Origin of the sequence: Jidongwangia harbinensis, from assembly GCF_020216025.1 — a bacterium.
GTDB classification, from domain to species: Bacteria; Actinomycetota; Actinomycetes; order Mycobacteriales; family Micromonosporaceae; genus Actinoplanes; species Actinoplanes harbinensis.
The window spans coordinates 16,561-37,024 of the sequence record NZ_JAIWNC010000039.1; the positions used below are offsets into that span (position 1 = coordinate 16,561).

Annotated in this window: 12 protein-coding genes; 8 read left to right on the forward strand and 4 right to left on the reverse strand. The window is 74.2% G+C overall.

Annotated features, from left to right (window positions below):
• Positions 1 to 13 precede the first annotated feature (13 nt).
• Positions 14 to 2,794, forward strand: coding sequence for a caspase, EACC1-associated type (locus tag LDL48_RS34600; protein ID WP_225259356.1), 2,781 nt, complete (start codon positions 14 to 16; stop codon positions 2,792 to 2,794).
• Positions 2,791 to 4,140: an extracellular solute-binding protein gene (locus tag LDL48_RS34605; RefSeq protein WP_225259357.1), complete on the forward strand. Its 1,350-nt coding sequence runs from the start codon at positions 2,791 to 2,793 to the stop codon at positions 4,138 to 4,140. The genes LDL48_RS34600 and LDL48_RS34605 overlap by 4 nt, the downstream gene beginning before the upstream one ends.
• Positions 4,141 to 4,176: 36 nt before the next feature.
• On the opposite strand, the gene LDL48_RS34610 is transcribed toward LDL48_RS34605, so the two are convergent.
• On the reverse strand, positions 4,177 to 5,373 hold the full coding sequence (locus LDL48_RS34610) for a helix-turn-helix domain-containing protein (RefSeq protein ID WP_225259358.1): 1,197 nt from the start codon (positions 5,371 to 5,373) through the stop codon (positions 4,177 to 4,179).
• A 117-nt stretch (positions 5,374 to 5,490) separates the two neighbouring features.
• Here LDL48_RS34610 and LDL48_RS34615 point away from each other — a divergent pair, with 117 nt between their 5' ends.
• Together LDL48_RS34615 and LDL48_RS34620 are read left to right on the forward strand one after the other, a co-directional pair.
• Positions 5,491 to 9,648: a type VII secretion EssC family protein gene (locus LDL48_RS34615; protein ID WP_225259359.1), complete on the forward strand. Its 4,158-nt coding sequence runs from the start codon at positions 5,491 to 5,493 to the stop codon at positions 9,646 to 9,648.
• A gap of 371 nt (positions 9,649 to 10,019) precedes the next feature.
• Positions 10,020 to 10,439 carry a hypothetical protein gene (locus LDL48_RS34620; RefSeq protein WP_225259360.1) on the forward strand — a complete coding sequence of 140 codons (420 nt, stop codon included), beginning with the start codon at positions 10,020 to 10,022 and terminating at the stop codon, positions 10,437 to 10,439.
• Between the two features lie 216 nt (positions 10,440 to 10,655).
• Here LDL48_RS34620 and LDL48_RS34625 read toward each other — a convergent pair whose 3' ends face one another.
• The 3 genes from LDL48_RS34625 to LDL48_RS34635 are packed head-to-tail and all read right to left on the reverse strand — an operon-like array spanning position 10,656 to position 16,411.
• Positions 10,656 to 11,123 carry a hypothetical protein gene (locus tag LDL48_RS34625; RefSeq protein WP_225259361.1) on the reverse strand — a complete coding sequence of 156 codons (468 nt, stop codon included), beginning with the start codon at positions 11,121 to 11,123 and terminating at the stop codon, positions 10,656 to 10,658.
• Positions 11,111 to 15,955 carry a DUF6531 domain-containing protein gene (locus LDL48_RS44305; protein WP_225259362.1) on the reverse strand — a complete coding sequence of 1,615 codons (4,845 nt, stop codon included), beginning with the start codon at positions 15,953 to 15,955 and terminating at the stop codon, positions 11,111 to 11,113. The genes LDL48_RS34625 and LDL48_RS44305 overlap by 13 nt, the downstream gene beginning before the upstream one ends.
• Positions 15,956 to 15,961: 6 nt before the next feature.
• Entirely contained in the window at positions 15,962 to 16,411 is a 450-nt protein-coding gene (locus LDL48_RS34635; RefSeq protein WP_225259363.1) for a hypothetical protein, read from the reverse strand.
• A 92-nt stretch (positions 16,412 to 16,503) separates the two neighbouring features.
• On the opposite strand from LDL48_RS34635, the gene LDL48_RS34640 reads away from it, so the two are divergent.
• The 4 genes from LDL48_RS34640 (at position 16,504) to LDL48_RS34660 (ending at position 20,451) form a co-directional block, all read left to right on the forward strand.
• On the forward strand, positions 16,504 to 16,800 hold the full coding sequence (locus LDL48_RS34640; protein WP_225259364.1) for a pyrophosphorylase: 297 nt from the start codon (positions 16,504 to 16,506) through the stop codon (positions 16,798 to 16,800).
• A gap of 3 nt (positions 16,801 to 16,803) precedes the next feature.
• Positions 16,804 to 18,435 carry a serine/threonine-protein kinase gene (locus LDL48_RS45415; RefSeq protein ID WP_443667686.1) on the forward strand — a complete coding sequence of 544 codons (1,632 nt, stop codon included), beginning with the start codon at positions 16,804 to 16,806 and terminating at the stop codon, positions 18,433 to 18,435.
• 2 nt (positions 18,436 to 18,437) lie between these two features.
• On the forward strand, positions 18,438 to 18,953 hold the full coding sequence (locus tag LDL48_RS34655) for a DUF6529 family protein (RefSeq protein WP_225259365.1): 516 nt from the start codon (positions 18,438 to 18,440) through the stop codon (positions 18,951 to 18,953).
• A 112-nt stretch (positions 18,954 to 19,065) separates the two neighbouring features.
• On the forward strand, positions 19,066 to 20,451 hold the full coding sequence (locus LDL48_RS34660) for a cellulase family glycosylhydrolase (RefSeq protein ID WP_225259366.1): 1,386 nt from the start codon (positions 19,066 to 19,068) through the stop codon (positions 20,449 to 20,451).
• The last annotated feature ends 13 nt before the right edge of the window (positions 20,452 to 20,464 follow it).

Sequence of the window (20,464 nt, forward strand, 5' to 3'; positions counted from 1 at the left end):
GGGGAGCGCGGGGGTGCTGGACGAGAGCGGGGTGACCGACGCCCAGAAGCCGGACGACGGTCGGCGGCAACTGCGCGGCCTGGGCGACGCGATGGTCCTGCTGTGCGGCACGGGCAGCCACAAACGCGGCTCCCGGCTGCCGGACATCCCCGCGGTGAAGTCCACCCTGGCCGATCTCGGCGAGGCGCTGGTCGACCGGTGCGGCGCCCGGCAACCCCGGGTGGTCACCGATCCGCGGTCACTGTCCGACCTGGGCGACGCGATCAGCAACGCCGCCCAGGCCGCCGAGGAGATCCTGGTCCTCTACTACGTCGGGCACGGCCTGGTCGACCCCAACGGCAACCTGTTCCTGGCCGCGGTGCAGACCGACCCCCGCCCGAACCGGCTCGGCCACACCGCACTCCCTTATCAGACCGTCCGCGAGTACGTGATCAACAGTCCGGCCCGGCTGAAGATCGTCATCCTGGACTGCTGCTACTCGGGGATCGCGATCGGCAACCTGAGCGCCACCACGGACATCGCCGGGCGGGCCGCCATCGAGGGCGCGTACGTGCTCACCTCCGCGGCCCGGGACACCGCGGCACTGGCCCCGCCCAGGGCGCGGTACACCGCGTTCAGCGGCAAGCTCATCGAGCTGCTGTCCGACGGTGACCCGGACGGCGGCCCGATGATCACGCTCGGTTCCGTCTACACGTACCTGGACAAGGTGCTACCCGCGTCCGGCTATCCGCGCCCGCGGCAGCGGACCATCGGCGGGGCGAGCCAGTTCGTGCTCACCGACAACCCGGCCTTCGGCGGCGTGCCCGGCCCGCACCGGCGACTGCCCCCGCCGCGCCGCCGGGTCCGGGTGCCGGTGGTCCTGTCCGCCGTGCTGGGCGGGACCGTGCTGGTGCCGTTCCTCGCCTCGGTGCGGCACGGCGGCGGCTGGCTGACGATCCCGGCCGGGGTACGCGGCGACATCCTGCGGGACCGGTGGGGCCTGCTGCTGCTCGCCACCACGGCGGCGCTGGCCGCGTTCGCGGTGGCCGGCCCGATGGCGCACTGGATCACCCGGGTCGCGTTCCGGTCCCGGTGGCGCCTCCTGCGCCGCCTGCGGGTGCCGCTGCTCGGCCTGGTCGCGTTCGTGCTGGCCACCCTGCTGGGCAGCGCCGCGCTCACCGCCGGCGCGGGCACCCGGGTGTGGGCGGCGACCTGCCCGACGACCGCGCACGTGAGCGTCCTCGTACCGGCCGAGAGCCAGGAGCCGGCGCGGGAGGTCGCGCAGGCGTTCGAACGCGACACCGCCACCGGCAACTTCGGCTGCCCGGACGCGCGGCTGCTGGTCTACTCGGCCACCGCGCCGCAGATCCACACCGCGCTGGTCCGGGGCTGGGGCGACGCGGAACACGTCCGGATCGGTCCCCGGCCCGACGTGTGGCTGCCGGACTGGTCCGGCGAGACCCGCGCCGCCCGCGCCGCCGCCGGCGCCACCGGACGGACCCTGCCGATCGTCGCGGAACACACCGTGGCGTCCACTCCGATGGTTCTCGCGGTCGCCGCCGGATCGGCCGACGCCGCCACCGAGACGGGGCTGGTCGACGGCGTCGTCTGGCCGAAGCTGCTGGACCTCATGCGCCTACGCGGCTGGGGCACCGTCGTGCCCGACCCGGTCACCTCGCTCGGCGGGCTGGCCCGGATCGCGCTGTACCACCCGCCCGCCGACCCGGGCCTGCCGGAGCTCACCGAACGGACCGTGGAACGGCACATCGAGCAGTCCTACGACCGCGGCAACCACACCCTCGGCGCGGACGCCGCCACCCTCGTCTGCGCGCCGGACGGCCTCCGGGACCGCACCGGATACTTCGTCACCGAACAGACGGTGGCCCGGTTCAACCACGGCGACCCGATCGGACCGGCCTGCCCGCAGCGGCCCCCGGTCCGGCTCCGGGCCGTCTATGCCGGGCACACCCCGGTGCTGGACCGGCAGGCCGTCCGGTTCCGCTGGACGTCGGACGACGGCCCGCGGACCCGGGCGGCGGCACGGTTCACCGAGTGGCTGCGGGCCCCGGACGGGCGGGCCGCGCTGAACGACGCGGGACTGCGCCCACCGGACACCGCCACCGGAGCCCCGTTGACCCCGGACTGGGGTGTCCAGCCGGATCTGCGGCCGCGACCCGCACCGATCTCGGTGGACCTGATCGAGGACGTACAGACCCGGTACGCGCGGGAGCACCGGCCCGGCCGGGTGCTGGTCGCGATCGACGCGTCCCGCTCGATGGGGCACCGTGGCGCCGGCGGCTCGCTGTGGCAGATCGCGGCGCGCGGCGTCCAGCAGGCGATGGGCCGGCTGGGCCGGCGCGACGAGGTCGGCGTCTGGTCGTTCCAGGGCCCGGAACGCACCGGCGTCCGGGAACTCGTGCCGGTCGGGCTGCGCGACGCCGCGGTGCGCGGCCAGCCCCGGCCGGTGGCCACGGCCAGGGCGCTCGGCACGGTCCGTCCACAGGGCCCCGCGCCGCTGTACCGCACGATCGTCGCCGGGCTCGCCGAGATCGGCCCGACCAGCGACGACCGGGTGACCGCGATGGTGCTGCTCACCGACGGCGAGGACGACAACGCCAGTGCGCTGAACGCCCGCCAGTTCCGGGCCGCCGTCACCGGCAAGGGCGTGCGGGTGTTCGCGATCGCGATGGGCACCACCGGCTGCGCGGCGCCGGTCCTCAGGACGATCACCACGGCCACCGCCGGGAAATGCCTGGAGGCCGACACCGGCACGGTGACCGACCAGTTGGCGACCATCTTCGAGGCGGTGCTGTGAGCCCACGTCTTCCGTCCCGCGTACCCGACGCATGGTCCTGGATCCGCGCCCGGCCCGGCCGGTCCGGCCTGGTCGCCGGCGGTGCCGCCGGCCTGGTCACCGGGCTGCTGCTGGCCCTGATGGTGGTGCCCCGGCTGGACGGCGACCAGGCCTGGGAACCGGGCGAACTGGTGATCCTCAGCAGCGTGGACGAGAGCCAGGGCGGGCAGCGCCAGCGGCTGCTGGACCAGTGGAACGCCATGCACGGCGAGCGCAACCCGGCCAGCATCCGCCCGGTGAGCCGCTCACCGGAGACCGCGCACACCGAGATGCTCAGCGCCGGACCCGAGATCGACATCTACAACCTGGACGTGACCTGGACCGCCGAGTTCGTCGCCGGCGACCGGATCCGCCCGCTGGACAAGGCCGGAATCGAGCGCCGCGGGCTGTACTCCGGCTTCCTCGAGGAACCGCGATCCACCTGCGAATACCGGGGCACGCTGTACGCGCTGCCGTTCAACACCGACGCCGGGCTGCTCTACTACCGGACCTACCCGCGCGGCAACACCACCTGGCCCCCGCCGCCGACCAACTGGGACGACATCCGCAACGCCACCGACCAGGCCCTCGGCACGGCGGTGGACACCAAACTCGAGGCCGGGTACGCCGCCCAGCTGAGCAACTCCGAGATCCTCACGGTCACCGCGCTGGAGGCCATCTGGGCCGAGGGCGGCGAGGTGGTCGACAACGGCGGTGCGGTGGTCTTCGACTCGGACAAGGCCGAGCGGGGACTGCGCCGGCTCAAGGACGGACTCGACGGCGGCGCCCGCCCGCTGATCCTGCCGGACTCGCGCACGTTCGACGAGAAGACCAGCACCAAGGCGTTCGGCGACGGGCGGGCCATGTTCATGCGGAACTGGCCGGTGGCGTACCGGGACCTGCGGCCGGACGTCGAGTCGGACAAGGACTTCACCTTCGGAGTGACCACGGTGCCCGGCAAGCGCAGCGTGCTCGGCGGCCAGAACCTCGCGGTGGCCCGCAGCAGCGACCAGCCGCGGGCGGCCCAGGCCCTGATCGAGTTCCTCACCGGCGAGCGCAGCCAGCAGATCCTCTTCGAACACGGCGGGTTCGCGGCCACCCGGGGAATCGTCTACCAGGACGCGAACATCACCACCAAGTATCCGTACGCGACCACCCTGCTGGAGGCGATCCGGCGGGCCGAGAAGCGGCCGGTGACGCCGCACTACACCACGTTCAGCCTGGAGTTCCGCAAGGTGGTGACGGACGTGTGGGCCAACGACGGCGAGATCACCGCCGAGCACGCGCGGCGCCTCAGCGAGGCGCTGCAGGGCAAGAGCGGCGGCTGACCGTGGCCACCCGCACGCCCGCGGCGGCCGAACCGGTCAGCCCACCCGCATGCGCTCGCTGAGGCCGCGCAGCTCAGCGCCGGCGGCCGCCCGCCGGGACCGCTCCAGCAACGCCCGCGTCGTCTCCTGCACCAACGCCGACGTGTGCACATGCTGCGGCGCCAACCGTTCCGCGACGAGCAGGAAACGGACCGCCTCGCCCTCGCGGCCGCGGAGCCGGGCCAGCGCGCGGGCCGTGTCAGCGTAGAAGAACACCTGGCGGAAGTTGGCCTCGATGACCGACGGATTGATGGCTCTGGCGATGTGCATGGCCCGGGCCGGGTCGCCCCCGTCGGCTTCGATGCCGACGCGCCAGATGCCGATGTTCGTCGGGCCGAAGAACAACCCCATGGTGCCGGTCTCGCCGGTCCGGCCGGCCAGCTCCGTGGCACCCCCGATCCAGGTCTCGCTGTCGTCCGGCATCTTCAGCCCGCGGGCCGCGTACGCGCAGATCAGCTGCAGCGACCCGGCCATCTCGAGGCCGCCGGGCCGGTTCAGGTGCGGCCGCAGCTCGTCCACCGCCCGGGCGGCCAGGGTCAGGCTACGCCGGAACGAACCGCAGGCACCGGCGGCGCTGGACCGGGCGTACGCGGCGTAGCCGATCAGTACCGGGTCGCCGGTGGCCTCGGCGGCGGCGCGGCACCGCTCCGCGCCCAGCCACGCCTCGGCGGGGTGACCGAGGTTGCGGACCACCGAGGACGCGATGAACGTCGCCTCGCAGAGCAGCCGCAGCGCCGGTTCCCGGTCCGGGCCGCCGGCCGTGGCGTGCAGGCCGCGGAGCAGGTCCGGCAGCATCTGCGCGGCGCCCGCGTAGTCGCAGGCCCGGCGCAACGTGTCGACCAGGGCGGCGGTCTGCGCCAGGCCGGCGATCGGCGGTGCCGCGCGGGTGGCGGGCTCGCTGAGGTCGATGTCCACGAGGGCCTGCCGGATGCCGTACACCCGGGACTGTGCCGACATGGCCGCCCGGTCCGTGGCCGGAACCGGCGCGCCGGCCAGGTCGTCCGGTGCGCACTCGAGGGCGGCGGCGATGTCGGCCAGCATGAACCGGTTGTCGGCGGCCTGCCGGCCCCGTTCGATGCGACTCCAACTGGCGTGCGAGATGCCGGCCCGGCTGGCGGCGTGGCGGACGCTCCAACCGTGGCGGGCCCGGCGTTCCCGGATCCGGTCGCCGATGGTGGGGGTGGGAAGGGTCATGGCATACACCTACCGGTGAGGGGCCGTTGCGGGTCTGCACCGACGGTAACCGCGACCGGACCACGGGTGGTACGTGCGCGTACCACCGCCTAGCCTGGCAGGCGGACGGGGGTGGGCATGCACATCATCTTCTCCACCGCCGCGGCGGAGCGTGAGCTGGACGTGCGCCTGCGCAGCCGCGACGCGACGCTGGCCGACCTGCTCCGGGCGGTGGACGGCGGCGAGGTGCCCGGGACCGTGGCGATCGACGGGCGGCCGGTGGACACGTCGGTGGCCGTCGCCGACTCCGGCCTGTACGAGGGCGCGGAGATCACCGTGTCCTCGGTGGCCGATGCGGGTGACGTGACGCTGGCGGCGTACCAGATGATCGCGGTGGCAGGCCTCGACGCGGGCCGCGGCTTTCCGCTCTCGCCGGGCCGGTGGGTCCTCGGCCGCGACCCGGGCTGCGACCTGGTGCTGGACCACGACACCGTGTCCCGGGAGCACTGCGCGCTCACGGTGGCCGGCGACCGGGTGTCCGTGACCGATCTGCGGTCCGCAAACGGGGTGCAGGTGAACGGTGTCCCGGTCACCGCGGACACCGGGGTCGGGCCGGACGACGTGCTCGGGATCGGCGCGGTGGCGCTGGCCGTCCGCCGGGTCACCGACGCGGACCGGCCGCGCAGCCTGGACCTGCGACGGCATCTGGGGCCGGGCGGGACGGTGTCGTTCAACCGGCCGCCCCGGTCGGCCCCGCCGGCCGGACCGGGTGAGCTGACCGCGCCGGACGAACCGGCCGAGCCGGGCAAGCCGCACTTCAGCATCGCGTCCACGCTGGGGCCGCTGGTGCTGGCCGTGATCATGGTGGCGGTCACCCGGGACCCGCGGTTCGGCCTGTTCGCGTTGCTGTCGCCGCTGATCGGCGTCGGCACCTACCTGGAGTCCCGGCGGCGGAACCGGCGGGAGACCGCGGCGAACCGCCGTACCTTCGCTGCGGACCTGTCCGCCTTCACCGACCGGCTCGCCGCGGCCGGCGAGCGGGAACGCACCCGCCGGCGCCATCTGGCGCCGGACGTCGCCGAGGCGCTGCGCCGGGCCGCGCTGCCCAGCACCACGCTGTGGGAGCGCCGGCCCCGGCACGAGGATTTTCTCCGGCTCTACGCGGGCGTCGCGGACCAGGGCTGGACCCCCGCGGTACGGGCGAACCGCGGCACCCTGCCGGCCGAGGTGAGCGACCTGGTCGAGGCGGCCCGGCTGCGCGCCGCGCCGGTGGTGGTGGACCTGTCGCCGGGCGGGGTGGTCGGCATCGCGGGCGACCGGGCGGCCGCGCTGGCCACCGCGCGGTCCCTGCTCTGCCAGGCGGCGGTCCACTCCGGACCGGCCGATGTCACGGTCGGGGTGTTCGTCGACCCGGGCCGGGAACCGGAGTGGGACTGGTGCAAGTGGCTGCCGCACACCCGCCGGCCCGAAGGCACCGGCCGGTGGCTCGCGCACCGGCGCGAGCCGAGCGACGCCATGCTGCAGCGGCTGGCCGCCAGGGCGGGGCACGGCACCGCCCTGGTGGTACTCGATTCGGACGTGCTCACCGAGGGCAAGCGCTCCCCCGCCCGGGACCTGCTGAACGCGGCGCGGCCGGCCACCCCGGCGCCCGGACCGCCGTCCCCGCCGGTGCCGGTGGCCGGCATCGTGATCGCCGCGACCGTCGACCGGCTGCCGGCCGCCTGCGACACGGTGATCGAGATCGTGGACCCGGACGGTGACGCCACCGTGCGGCGGCCGGCCGAGGGGGTGGTGGCCGAGGACGTGCTGCTCGCCGGCCTCACCGTGGCCCGGGCCCGGGCGTGCGCGCGGCACCTGGCCCGGTTCGACGACCCCGAGCTGCGGCAGCCCGGGGCGGGACTGCCGGACGGGGTACGCCTGCTGCCGATGCTCGGCCTGCCGCGGGTCGACGCGGCGTCGGTGCGGGACCGCTGGCGGCGTACCGGACCCGCGTCCGCGGTGGCGCCGCTCGGCGTGACCGAACGTGGCGTGTTCACCCTCGACCTGGTCCGCGACGGCCCGCACGGCCTGATCGGCGGCACCACCGGCTCCGGCAAGAGCGAACTGTTGCGCAGCCTGGTGGCGGCGCTCGCCGCCCACGCCGACCCGACCCGGCTCACGTTCGTGCTGATGGACTACAAGGGCGGCGCCGCGTTCGACGAGTGTGCCCGGCTGCCGCACACCGTCGGGCTGGTCACCGACCTGGACGAGCAGTTGGGCGAGCGGGCACTGCGCGCGATGGAGGCGGAACTGCGGCGCCGGGAGCGGCAGTTGCGCGCCGCCGGCGCCGACAACCTCATCGAGTACGTGCAACGCGGCGCTCCCGAGCCGATGCCGCGGCTGATCGTGGTCATCGACGAGTTCGCCACGCTGGCGTCCGAGCTGCCCGACTTCCTCGCCGCCCTGGTCGGCGTCGCGCAACGCGGCCGTACCCTCGGGGTGCATCTGATCCTGGCCACCCAGCGCCCGTCCGGTGCGGTGAACGACAACATTCGCACCAACACGAACCTGCGGGTGGCGCTGCGGGTGCAGGACGCTGCGGACTCCGTCGACGTGATCGGCATCCGGGACGCCGCCGAGCTGAGCCGGCTGCTGCCCGGCCGGGCGTACGTGCGGTTGGGTCCGGGCGAGGTGGTGCCGATCCAGACCGCGCTGGTTACCTGCGTGAGCGCCGCCACCGAGGACGCCCCGGTGGCGGTGACACCGTTCGTCTTCGGACCGTCCACTTCGGAACCGGCCGGGCCGGACCGGCCGCTCGGCGACCGGACCGACCTGGCCCGCCTGGTCGACGCGATCGCCGAGGCGGCGGCGGACCTGCCGCCACCGCGGCGCCCGTGGCCGGAACCGCTCGGCGCCGACGTCGACCTGGCGGCGCTCGCCCCCGACCCGGACCGCGCCCTGGTGGCGCTGGCCGACGACCCGGCCCGGCAGGCGCAGTACCCGATCGGCTGGGACCCGGCCGAGGGCAACGTGCTGCTGTTCGGCATCACCGGCAGCGGAACCACCACCACGCTGCTGGCGATCGCGTTGAGCCTCGCCGCCGGCGCCGGCCCGGACAGCCTCGAGCTGTACGCCGTCGACTACGGCACCGGCGCCCTGTCGGTGCTGGACGGGCTCCCGCACACCGGCTCGGTGATCGCCGCCGACGACCGCGAACGCCAGGTACGCCTGATCCGGCACCTGCGCGCGGAATTGGACCTGCGCCGCGGCGGCCCGCCCCGGCGGCGCATCGTGGTGCTGATCGACAACCTGGCGGCGATGCGCGCCGAGTTCGACGACATCGCCGGCCTGGAACTGTTCGACGTGCTCACCCGGCTGTACGCGGACGGCACCCCGGCCGGCATCTCGTTCGCGGTGACCGCCGACCGGTTCAGCACGGTCCCGCCGGCCTGGGCGTCGGTCACCACCCAGCGCTGGCTGTTCCGCCTGCCCGACCCCTTCGACTACGTCCAGGCCGGGCTGACCCGCCGCGACGTGCCGGCCCGGACCCCCGGCCGGATGGTGGCGCTGCCCGGCGCGCTGCAGGCCCAGGTCGGCCGCCCCACCCCGTCCCCGGCGGCCGCGGTCGACGCGGTGGCCCGCAAGTATCCGGACGCCACCCGCCCGGCGCAACGGATCGGCGCGCTGCCCGGCGAGGTGCCGATCGACCGGCTGCCGCCACCCGAGGTGACCGGCGAACCGTGGCGCCTGCCGCTGGGCATCCGGGAATCCGACCTGCAGGTGGCCGGCCTGCTGCTCTACGAGGGCGAACACGCACTGGTGGCCGGCCCGGCGCGGTGCGGCAAGAGCACCGCGCTGCTGACGCTGGCGGCCGTGCTGCGCGGCCCGGCCCACGTCGCCGCGATCGGCGGCCGGCGGTCCCCGCTGCGCACCCTGGAGGAGTACGCCCCCGCACCCGAGGCGGCCGGACTGCTGGCCCGGCTCCGCACCACGCCGGGCCCGGTGGTGCTGCTGATCGACGACGCCGAGAGCATCGACGACGCGGACGGCGCGATCGCCGGGCTGCTCGCCGCGAACCGCCCCGACCTGCACGTGGTGGTGGCCGGCCGGTCGGATGCGCTGCGTTCCGCGTACGGGCACTGGACGCAGGCGGTGCGACGCTCGAAGGCCGGGATCCTGCTGCGGCCGAACATCGACCTGGACGGAGATCTGCTGGGGATGACGCTGCCACGGCGGGCGCCGGTGCGGCTGGGGGTGGGGCGCGGCTACCTGATCCACAACGGCGAGTGGGACATCGTCCAGGTCGCTAGCCCCTGACCGTCTGCGTGCCGGCCCCGGCGGACTTGCAGCTCGTCAGACGCCGCTGTTCCACTGGACGCTGGTGTTCCACTGGAGCGCTCCAGTGGAAAACCACGGCTTCAGATCTTGGAGCCGATCGCGAATCTTGGCGGCGGATGGCCCCCAGGAGGGCGATTCCGCTCCAAGATTTCACATCGCCTCCAAGATCTGCGTGCTGCGGCGCGGTATATCCGGCAACAGCATCATCAACGGTGAGCCTGAACAGGAGAATCGGCATCACGACAAGGCGAGGCACCCGAGCCGGCTCCGCCATCCTCATCGTGCTGCTGGCCGGCTGCGCCGGAAATTCCGAGACGCCACAGTACGTGCAGCCCGGTAGGTGCCCTCCGGTGACGACCGGCGCCACGGTGTCCGGGACGCTGCCGGCCGACTTCGCCGCCGTCACGGTGCGGCGATGCACGTTCACGGTGCTGCTCGTACCGCAGGCCCGGTCCGATTCGACCGGGACGGCCCGCGACGGCGGTTGGGTCTGGGAGTCCGTGCAACAAGCATCCGGCCCCCTGGATCGGCTGCTTCAGGCTCTGCGCCTGCCACCGCAGACGCAGGACGACGACTCGGGCGTGTGCCCGGCCATCGCCACGGCACCCGTCACGGTCGGGTTGACCGACAGCGCGGGCCGGACCGTACTGCCCGCCATCCCCGCCACCGCGTGCGGCATGCCGTTGCCGGACGTCACCGACGCCCTGGACGGCCTGTCCTGGACCACCGTGGAAACCCGGGCGGGCCCGGCACCGAGCCCGTCCCGATAAGACGGGGCACGGCTACCCAATCCACAACGGCGAGTGAGACATCAGCCAAGTCGCAAGACCCGTCCAGTTCCCGGAGCCGCCGGCCTTCCTCCGCGAGCACGGCAACGATCGCCGTCCGCACCTCGGCCCAATCCCCGCCCGCCACCACTGCTCCACCCTTCGGGCCATCGAACCCGTTCGCCCCGGCCGTCGAAGGTTGTCCCCGCCGTCCTACTTTCAGGGCGCGTCGATCACTTCGAGGATGTAGAGCGACAGATGGCCGCCGCAGACCGGGCACTCCTGACGGAACCGGTGTTCGCGGAGCCGGCGACCGCGATCGGAGGCGAACAGCGGATGGCCGGTGTCCACCACGATCGCCCGGATGACCGCCGCACAATGCGGACAGACGACGGACTGTGCCTCGCCGAGCAACGCCGCGCGGACGTCTTCGTCGGCGGCGGTCCCGTCGGCTACCTTCTCGTCGAGCCGGTGCAGGTCTGTGCCGTCGCTGAAGTGCAGGTAGTAGTAGAGGACCGGGAGCGAGGGCAACAACCGCATCAGGACTCGCCGCAAACGCGGGTGACCCGCGAGCGCGCGATCCTCGTTCTCGTCGAAGTTCGCGATGCCTGCACCCGCCGGCACCGGCACGCCCGCCGGAAAGTAGGTGAGCGGCCGACCTTCAAGGGTCAGGGTCAGCCCGTCCATCGCTCAACACCGATCATGTGACGGACCAGAACCTCCGACTCGCCCGCACCCGGCAGGGTCTGCGTGATGACCTCGTCCGGCCGCACCTGGGTGGTCCAGACGGTGCCGTTCGGACCGGCGAACTGTTTGGCGACAGCGGGATCGGTACTGAAAGATATCATCGAGCGCTCACCGATCTCGGCGAGTTCGGTGCCGAACTCGGCGTGTGCCTGTGCGTACATTTCCTCACTCCCCCACGCCTCGATGCCCTCGGCGTGGGCTCGCCGGGACGCCGCCATCGCCTCGTCCAACGAGCCCGTCTCCGCATAGACCCGTCGTGCCGTATCACTCATCGCCAGTCCCGTGCTGTCTGCCACCATGTTTTCCAGCACGAGCGACGTGCCGCGATAGACAGGTATGCGATCGTCGACGTCCGGTGAGATCCGTCCTGGCGCACCTAGAGCATTGCCTGGCGCCGGGGCGGCGCCGCCGGTCAGCAGGTCGGTCGCCAGCGCTCGGGGGCTGAAGATGTCGCCGCCGGTGAGGCCGCGCTCCACTCCCCCGCTGACCACCGACTCCACGCCGTTGATCAGCATTTCCCGGGCGAGCGGATTCGTCGCCGCCAGCCGGGCCGAACTCGTCAACGCCGCCGTGGCGCCCGCGCCCAGCCCGCCCGCCGCGGCGCCGACCAGGCCGTCCTTCGCTACCTGTCCCCAGTCCACCTCGCCGGTGGTGAACTTCTGGATGCCGGCGCTCGCGCCGCCCGCGATCAGCCCGCCGGACGCCGCCATCAGCGCCACCCCGGCCGGCCCGCCCACTCCGGTGAACATCAGCGCCACGCCGCCGACGATCATCGCGCCGGCGGCCAGGTACTCCCAGTTTTCGCCGACCCAGTCGGTGGTCTTCGCCCAGGCGTCGCGGCCCAGTTCGTCGCGGTAGGCGCGTAGTTCGGCGTCGGTGACCGGGCGCAGTCCGAGCGGGTCGGCGCGGTTGACCGGGTCGTTGCCGGCGTAGTGGTACGGGTTGCCGGACCAGGCGGTGCCGGGGACCGCGGGCAACGGGTCGGGGCTGAGGAAGCCGCGGGTCGCCGGGTCGTACACCCGGTTGCGCAGCCAGGTCAGTCCGGCGAACTCCAGTTCGCCGCGGAAGCCACGCCCGGGTTCGGTGCCGGCCGGCGCGCCCCACGGGTCGCGTCCGGTGCCGACCGTGCCCTGCCAGTCGGGGGCCGGCTCGGCGGTCCATGGGCCGACTATCGGGTCGTCGCCGAGCCAGCACGGGTCGCCGCCGTCCCAGAGCACCGCGCGGCCCGCGACGCCGGCCAGTTCGCCGCGGGCGTCGACGGAGACCTCCGTGGTCCGGTCGCCGTCGGTGACGGCGGCCAGCCGGCCGAAAGCGTTCCAGCGGTACGTGCGTGCGCTGCCGTCCGGCCGGGTCTCGCGCACGCGGCGGCCGGAGCCGTCGTACGCGTAGGTGGTGCCGTCGCGGGTCCGGAGTTGACCGGCCGCGTCGTAGGTGCACGTGATGTCGCCGTCGCGGATCAGCCGGCCGGCGGCGTCGTACCCGAAGGTTCGCTCCCCGGCCGCCACCAGTTGTCCGGCCGGGTCGTAGCGGAATTCGAGGGCACCGGCGGCGGCGACCCGGCCGGCCGGGTCGCGGCGTAGCCGGAGGTGGTCGCCACCGGAGCGGTATCCGGTGAGCCGGCCGTCGGTGTACTCCCAGCGGGCCCGCACCCGGGCACCGTCGGCGGCGACGATCCGGCCGTCCGCGTCCCGCCGGAACGTGACCGGGCCGGTCGCCGGGTGCCGCAGGCCGCTCAGCAGACCGCCGTCGTCGTACGTGTAGGTCGCTTCGCTGCCGTCCGGGAACACCAGCGCGGTCCGTTCGCCGTCCGGGGAGTAGCGGCGGCCCAGCACCAGGTGGTCCCGGCGGCTCTCGACCAGCCGGCCGGCCGGGTCCCAGCGCAGCCGGTGCCGGTACGAGCCGGGTTCGTCGATCCGCACCGGCCGGCCGAGCGCGTCCCGGTCGACGGTGACGGCGGGGTCCGTCCCGGCGGCGGTCGACGCGACCCGGCCGGACGCGTCGTAGGTCCAGCGTTGTTCGCGGCCGGCGCCGTCGACCCGGGCGGTGAGCCGTCCCGCCGCGTCGTAGCGGAACGTGGTGACCCGGCCCAGCGGGTCGGTGTCGGTGACCGGGCGGCCCATCTCGTCGTACCCACGGGTGGTGGTGGCGCCGAGCGGGTCGGTGACCGTGGTGAGCCAGCCGCGCGGATGGTAGGCGTACCGGGTCACGCCGCCCCTCGGGTCCTCCGCCCGCACCAGCCGGCCGGCCGGGTCGTAGGCGAACCGGCGCACGCCGCCGGCCGGATCGGTGACCGTCACCACCCGCCCGGCGGGGTCGTGGGCGAACCGGGTGACCGCGCCGCCCGGCGATTCGTGGGCGACCAGCCGGCCGCCCGCGTCGTACCGGAACAGCTCGGCGGCGCCGGACGGCCGGATCCGGGCGGCGAGCGCGCCGTCGGCGTCGTACCGGAACTCCGTACGCCGGCCGGCGCCGTCGGTGCGGGCGGTGAGGCGGCCCGCCGGGTCGTACCCGAAGGTGGTGGTCCGGCCGCCCGGCGAGAGGGTGCGGCGGACCCGTCCGGCCGAGCTGTACTCGATCCGGGTGACGCCGCCGGACGGGTCCGTGACGGTGGTGCGCCGGCCGCAGCGGTCGTAGCCGGCGCGGGCCGCGGTGCCGTCCGGCCGGACGTGCGCGACCGCGCGGCCCAGCTCGTCGTAGTCGAACGTGCTGCCGGTGCGGCCGTCGTCCAGGGCGGTCACCCGGCCCGCCGCATCGATCGTGGCGGTGTGGTGGATGCCGGCCGGGTCGATGCTGCCGACCAGGTTGCCGACCGCGTCGTACTCGCGCCTCCAGGTGGCGCCGGCCGGGTCGGTGGTGCCGGTGAGCCGGGACAGCGCGTCGTAGCCGAAGTCCCAGGTGGCGCCGTCCGCGGTGGTCAGGCGGGCCAGGTTGCCGCGGTCGTCGTACCGCCGGGTGGTGGTGTGGCCGAGCGGGTCGACGGTGGCCTCGACGGCGCCGTGGGCGCCGTAGCGGGTCTCCCGGCGGGCACCGGCCGGGTCGGTGACCGCGGTGATCCGGCCGGCGCCGGAGTACTCGTAGCGCCAGACGCCGCCGGCCGGGTCGCGCCGCTCGGTCAGCCGGCCGCGCTCGTCGTAGCCGAACCTGGTGCGCCGGCCCAGCGGGGTCACGGTGGCGATCACCCGGCCGGCCGCGTCGCGTTCGATCCGGGCCGTGTTGCCGAACGCGTCCGTGGTGGACCGCACCGCGCCGTCCGCGTCGAACGTGCACGACACGGTGACGCCGTCGGGGTCGGTGACCCGGTGGACCAGGCCGTCGCGGACCGTCAGGCGGGTGACTCCGCCTTCGGCGTCGACGATCTCGGCGGGGGTACGTTCGGCGCCCTCGTAGGAGTACCGCACGGTGGCGCCGGTCGACGCCGCCACCTCGAGGACCCGGCCGGCGTCGTCGTAGGTGTAGGTGAACGCGGCGCCGTCCGGCTGGGTGCGCCGGACCGGGCGGGACGCGGAGTCCCACGCCACCGTGGTCACGGCGCCGTTCCGGTCGGTCACGGTGACCGGGTTGCCGTGGTCGTCGTAGGTGCGGCTGAGCCGGCGCCCGTGCCCGTCCACGACGGCGAGCAGCCGCCCGTGCGCGTCGTGCAGGTACGTGTTCGCCGGGCTGTCGTCCTCCGCGCCCGCGGTCACCGTGACGCCCCCGGGCAGGTACGCGAACCGGGTCCGGTGCCCGAACCGGGAGATCTGCTCGCGCACCCGGCCGCCGTCGTCGTACATGTTGGCCGCCTCGAGCACGCCGTCCGCGTCGTGCACCGCGACCACCCGGGCGTCGGCGTCCACGTCGTACCGCCGGGCGCCGGCCGTCACCAGCCTGCCGTCGGCATAGCCGTAGTCGACGCGGCGGCCGTCGGCGGCGACCGCCGCGGTGATCCGCTCCCCGGTCCAGGTGAACTCCACCCACCGCCCGCCGGTGTGGGTCATCCGGTGCAGCCGGCCGGTGGCGTAACCGAACCGGACCGCCGTGCCGGGGCCGTGGCTCGCGGCGACCGGGCGGCCGGCCGGGTCGAACTCCCAGGTACGCCCGTCGAACCAGCGCATGGTGAGGCCGGCCGGCGTCGCGGACACCTCGACGGCGACCCCGAGCACCGGTCCGTAGCCGGCGCCCTGCCGGGGGAACAGCGCCCGCTGGCCGTCCGGGCCGGTGTACTCGGCGCCGTCCGCCCGCGCGTGCAGCCGCGCATCCGCCCACGCGGACCAGCCCGGGCCGAACGCGCCCGCGGTGTCCGACCGGCTGTTGTAGGTGCGGCGCACGGTCAGCCCGCCGGCCAGCGCGCCGGCCGGGAGCTCGGTCTCGGCGATCAGGAAGTTGCCGCTGGCCGTGTTCACCGGGTCGTCGGCGTAGCCGGAGGTGGCCGGGAAGCCGTACGCCACCGGGCTGTCGAACGTCACCGACGTCCGCCCGCCGGCCAGGCCGGCCGCGCGCAGGCTGGCGTCGATCGCGGCGTCCGGGAGCCGGGCCAGGCCGCCGTCGCCACCGGCGGCCCGGAACGCCGCGGCGATCTGGGCCACCCACCGGGCGTCGGTCTCGTTCAGATCGAGGTAGCGGCCGAACGCGCTGATCAGCGAGGTGGCGTCGAAGTGGCCCCAGCGGGTGCCGCTCAGGAATTCGCCGTACGCGGCGCGCAGGCGCTGGTCATGGGTACGCAGTTCGCTGTCGGCGGCGCGACTGTCGCGGGCGAAGGCGTCCAGGTCGTCGGGCCGCGCGGAACTGGTGCCCATCCCGGCTCATCCCCGGCTTGCCGCGATCGGCGCCGGTGAGGTGAACCGGGGCGGGGTCACCGGGTCCGGCACCGGCGGCAGGTCGTCCTCGCCGAACAGGAAGTCGCCGGCCTTCTCCAGCAGGCTCTCCTCGTCCTGCCGGCGCTGCCAGTCCCGGGCCCGCTCCCGGCGCTGCTGCTCCTCCCGGGCCAGGCGGGCGAGCTCGTCGACCTGGTCGGCGGCCTGGCGGAGCGCCGTGCCGAGTCGTTGCGCGTCACCGGTGCAGATCCGCATCCGGTCGGCGAACTCGCCGGCGTACCGGCCGCGCCACTCGGTCGCGGCCCGGCCGCCGATCGCGACCCGCCGGGGGATCTGGCCCTCGCAGTCGGTCGCGGCGGCGCGGAAGGCGGCGGCCAGCCGGGTGGCGGCGTCCCAGTCGAACGGAACGTCCTCGGCAATTCCGCGAAGATCAACCATACCTGTCCCCCGAAATGGTTGCCCCGGTGGCGGGTGTCGATGATAGTACGGTTGTACTTCATATCGGGCGACGTCAATGATCAATTAACCGGGTGGGGGGCGAAATGCCGGGACGGGTACTCTCGACCGAGCAGGCGAAGACCTCGATCCAGCAGGTCCAGGCGATCATCAACGGTGGCCTGACGGATCAGATCGCGCAGCTGGACGCGCAGGGAAAAGTGCTTTCCAACCCGGATGTCTGGGACGGTCCGCTGGCTCAGCAATTCCGCGATCAGACGTGGCCGGAGACCAAGGCCGCGCTGGACAAGGCGAAACAGGAATTGGATCAATTGCGCGATCAGTTGCAGAAGATCGCGCAGAACATCATGACCGCGGGCGGCGGCGCCTGACCCATGGCGGAGCCGGAACCGCTCGGTCGCGACTACCTGCTGCACGAGGAGATCGGCCGCGGGGCGCTGGCGGTCGTCCGGCGGGCCACCAGCCGGCAGGGCGGCGGGGTCCTGGCCGCGAAACTTCTCAAGCCCGAGTACGCCGGCGACCGCCGGGTGCGTGAGCTGTTCCTCCGCGAGGAGGCGGCGCTGCGCGAGCTGGAGCACCCGTCCATCGTGGGCGTCCGGGACCTGGTCGTGGAGCGCGGCCGGCTGGCGCTGCTGATGGACTACGTGGACGGCCCGAACCTGCGCCGGTACCTGGCCGACTTCCGCGGCCGGCTGCCCGCCGCGGACGCCGCCTGGGTCGCTGCCCAGGCCGCCGCGGCGCTGGCCGTGGCGCACGTCCAGGGCGTGGTGCACCTCGACCTCAAACCGGAGAACATCCTCGTGGTGCGGGGTACGGACCCGGTACGCATCCGGATCTCCGACTTCGGCGTGGCGGCGTTGCTGCTCGACGCGGACGCCGCGGTGGTCGGCGGCACACCGGGCTATCTGGCCCCCGAGATCGTCCGGGGCGGCCCGCCCACCGCCGCCGCGGACGTGTACTCGCTGGGCGTGGTGCTGCGCGAGATGCTCGGCGGCGACCTGCCGGAGCCGCTCGCCGAACTGGCCGCCGGCGCTCTCGCCGAGGACCCGCGGAGCCGCCCGTCGGCACGAGCGCTGGCGATCCGGCTCCGGGACGCCCGGATCACCATCCTCGGCGGCGGCACCGCCCCGGCGGGGACCGGCCCAGCGGGGACCGGCCCGGCGGCAGCCGGCCCAGCGGTGACCGGGGCTGCGGTGACCGGGGCTGCGGCCGGTGAGCAACGGGACACCCGGTTGCGGCCCGGTGTCGCACCCGGAGTGGCCGGGCCGTCGCTCGTACCCCCGGCTCCGCCGTCGCGGTGGCGCCGTGGTCCGCTGCTCACCCTGGCCGCCGGCGCGGTCCTGGCCGCCGTGCTGGCCGGCCTGACCGTGGCCGCCGCGGCCGGGCCGGAGGACCCGGACGACCCGGTGGCGGCGCCGCCACCGGCCATCGCGACGTCCGCCACCACCCCGGCGGCACCCACCGGCAGCGCCGGGGCGCCGGCCGTCCTCCCGCCCACCACACCGCTCGCCGCCAGCACGCCGGCCGACCGCACCCGGGCCACGTTCGCCGGCCGGGTGCCGGGCGCCGGCACGCTGGCCATCTCGGTGCGCGACGGCGTCGCGATCGCGTACGTCTGCGACGGCGCCCGGATCGAGTCCTGGCTGAAGGGCACCGCGGTGGCCGGAAAGCTCTCGCTGACCGGCAAGGGCGGAGCCCGGATCAGCGCGACCTTCGACGCGCGGCGGGCCCGCGGCACGGTGACCGTGGCGGGCCGGACCAGCGACTTCGACATCCGGGTCGCGAAGAAGCCGTCCGGGCTCTACCGGGCCGCCGCGCAGGTGCGCAACGCCCGGGTGGTCGGCTCCTGGATCGTGCTGCCGGACGGCAGTCAGGTCGGCGTGCTGACCGCGGACGAGGTGCCCCGCCCGGCGCCGCCGTTGAACGTCGCCGGCGGTACCACCACGGTGGACGGGGTCGCCGTGACCACCTCGACGATCGACGTCGACACCGGCGCGGGCTTCTGACCGTGCGGGCCGTCGCATGGCTGCCGGTCGCGGCCGGGACCGGGGTGGCCGTCGCGCTGGGCGTGTACGGCCGGTTCCACGAGCCGCCCGCCACCGTCGACCTGGCCGGTCTCCTGCCGCCGCTGACCGCCAAGGTGTGGCTGGCCACCGTCGCCGTCCTGCTGGCCGTGCTGCAGCTGCTGTCGGCGCTGGCCATCTACGGCCGGCTGGGCGGCCTCGACGCCCCGCCGTGGACGGCGGCCGCGCACCGGTGGTCCGGCCGGCTCGCGTTCGTGCTGTCGCTGCCGGTCGCGGTGCACTGCCTGTACGCGCTGGGCCTGCGCGCCGACGACTCCCGGGTGCTGGTCCACTCGCTGTGCGGCTGCCTGTTCTACGGAGCGTTCGTCACCAAGATGCTGACCCTCGGCCGGCCCGCGGGCGACGGCCCGGGGTGGGCGCTGCCGGCGGCGGGCGGCGTGGTCTTCACCGCGCTCACCGGTGCCTGGCTGACCTCGGCGTGGTGGTTCTTCACCCGCTGATTTACATCTTTCTATCGAACAGGTACGGTCGCCGCAGCTATGGGAGCGCTCCCACGCTCCCTGTCCCCGACGCAGCAACGCTGCGGACATCCCCCATATGACGGAGTTCGTCATGCGCAGACTCACCATCGCCGCGGCCGCGGCCGTTGCGGTCGCCGCCTCCGCGGCGGTCGTCATCGCCCAGCCGGCCAGTGCCGAAACCGCGGCCTTCACCGTGGTCAATTCCTGGAACAGCGGGTACGAGGGCCGCGTCACGGTCACCAACGACACCCCCTCGACCATCACCACCTGGCAGGTCCGGCTCACCCTGCCGGCCGGCACCACGGTTGCCAGCTCGTGGAACACCACGCACACCGCCTCGGGCAACACCTACACGTTCACGCCGGCCGCCTGGAACGGCACCCTGGCCAGCGGCGCGTCGGCCAGCTTCGGATTCACCGCCAACGGCAGCGGCCAGCCCACCGGCTGCGAGATCAACGGCCGGGCCTGCGGCAGCTTCCCCACCCCGACGCCCACCGTGAGCACCCCGGGCAGCAGCGTTCCGCCGCCGCCGACCGGCACCACGCCGGTCGCGATCAACGGCCAGCTGCGGGTCTGCGGCGTGAACCTGTGCAACCAGTACAACCGGCCGATCCAGTTGCGCGGGATGAGTTCGCACGGTCTGCAGTGGTTCGCCGACTGCTACAACAACGCCTCGCTGGACGCGCTCGCCACCGACTGGCAGTCCGACCTGTTCCGGATCGCAATGTACGTGCAGGAGCAGGGCTACGAGACCAACCCGAGCGCGTTCACCAACCGGGTCAACAGCCTGGTCGACATGGCGCAGGCCCGCGGCATGTACGCGCTGATCGACTTCCACACCCTGACCCCGGGCGACCCGAACTACAACCTGGACCGGGCGAAGACGTTCTTCGCCGCGGTGTCCGCCCGCAACGCCGCCAAGAACAACGTCATCTACGAGATCGCGAACGAGCCGAACGGGGTCAGCTGGGCCGGCATCAAGAGCTACGCCGAGCAGGTCATCCCGGTGATCCGCGCGAACGACCCGGACGCCGTGATCATCGTCGGCACCCGCGGCTGGTCGTCGCTGGGCGTGTCGGACGGCGCCACCTCGGCCGAGATCGTCAGCAACCCGGTCAACGCCACCAACATCATGTACACGTTCCACTTCTACGCGGCGTCGCACAAGGACAACTACCGCGCCGAGGTGGAGCGGGCCGCCGCCTCGCTGCCGCTGTTCGTCACGGAGTTCGGCACGGTCACCTACACCGGCGACGGCGGCGTCGACACCGCCAGCAGCACGACGTGGCTGGACCTGCTGGACCGCCTGAAGATCAGCTACGCGAACTGGACGTACTCCGACGCCGACGAGGGCAGCGGCGCGTTCCGGCCGGGCACCTGCGGCGGCTCGACGTACGCGGGCACCGGCGTGCTGACCGACTCGGGCACGTTCATGCGCAGCCGGATCCGTACCCCGGACAACTTCCCGACCAGCTGACCCACCCGCACTC

Excerpts from the sequence above, each read along its gene's own strand:
- LDL48_RS34610 (WP_225259358.1), bottom strand. The coding sequence starts at position 5,373 with ATGACCCTTCCCACCCCCACCATCGGCGACCGGATCCGGGAACGCCGG.
- LDL48_RS34615 (WP_225259359.1), top strand. The coding sequence starts at position 5,491 with ATGCACATCATCTTCTCCACCGCCGCGGCGGAGCGTGAGCTGGACGTG.
- LDL48_RS34625 (WP_225259361.1), bottom strand. The coding sequence starts at position 11,123 with ATGGACGGGCTGACCCTGACCCTTGAAGGTCGGCCGCTCACCTACTTT.
- LDL48_RS44305 (WP_225259362.1), bottom strand. The coding sequence starts at position 15,955 with ATGGGCACCAGTTCCGCGCGGCCCGACGACCTGGACGCCTTCGCCCGC.
- LDL48_RS34635 (WP_225259363.1), bottom strand. The coding sequence starts at position 16,411 with ATGGTTGATCTTCGCGGAATTGCCGAGGACGTTCCGTTCGACTGGGAC.
- LDL48_RS45415 (WP_443667686.1), top strand. The coding sequence starts at position 16,804 with ATGGCGGAGCCGGAACCGCTCGGTCGCGACTACCTGCTGCACGAGGAG.
- LDL48_RS34660 (WP_225259366.1), top strand. The coding sequence starts at position 19,066 with ATGCGCAGACTCACCATCGCCGCGGCCGCGGCCGTTGCGGTCGCCGCC.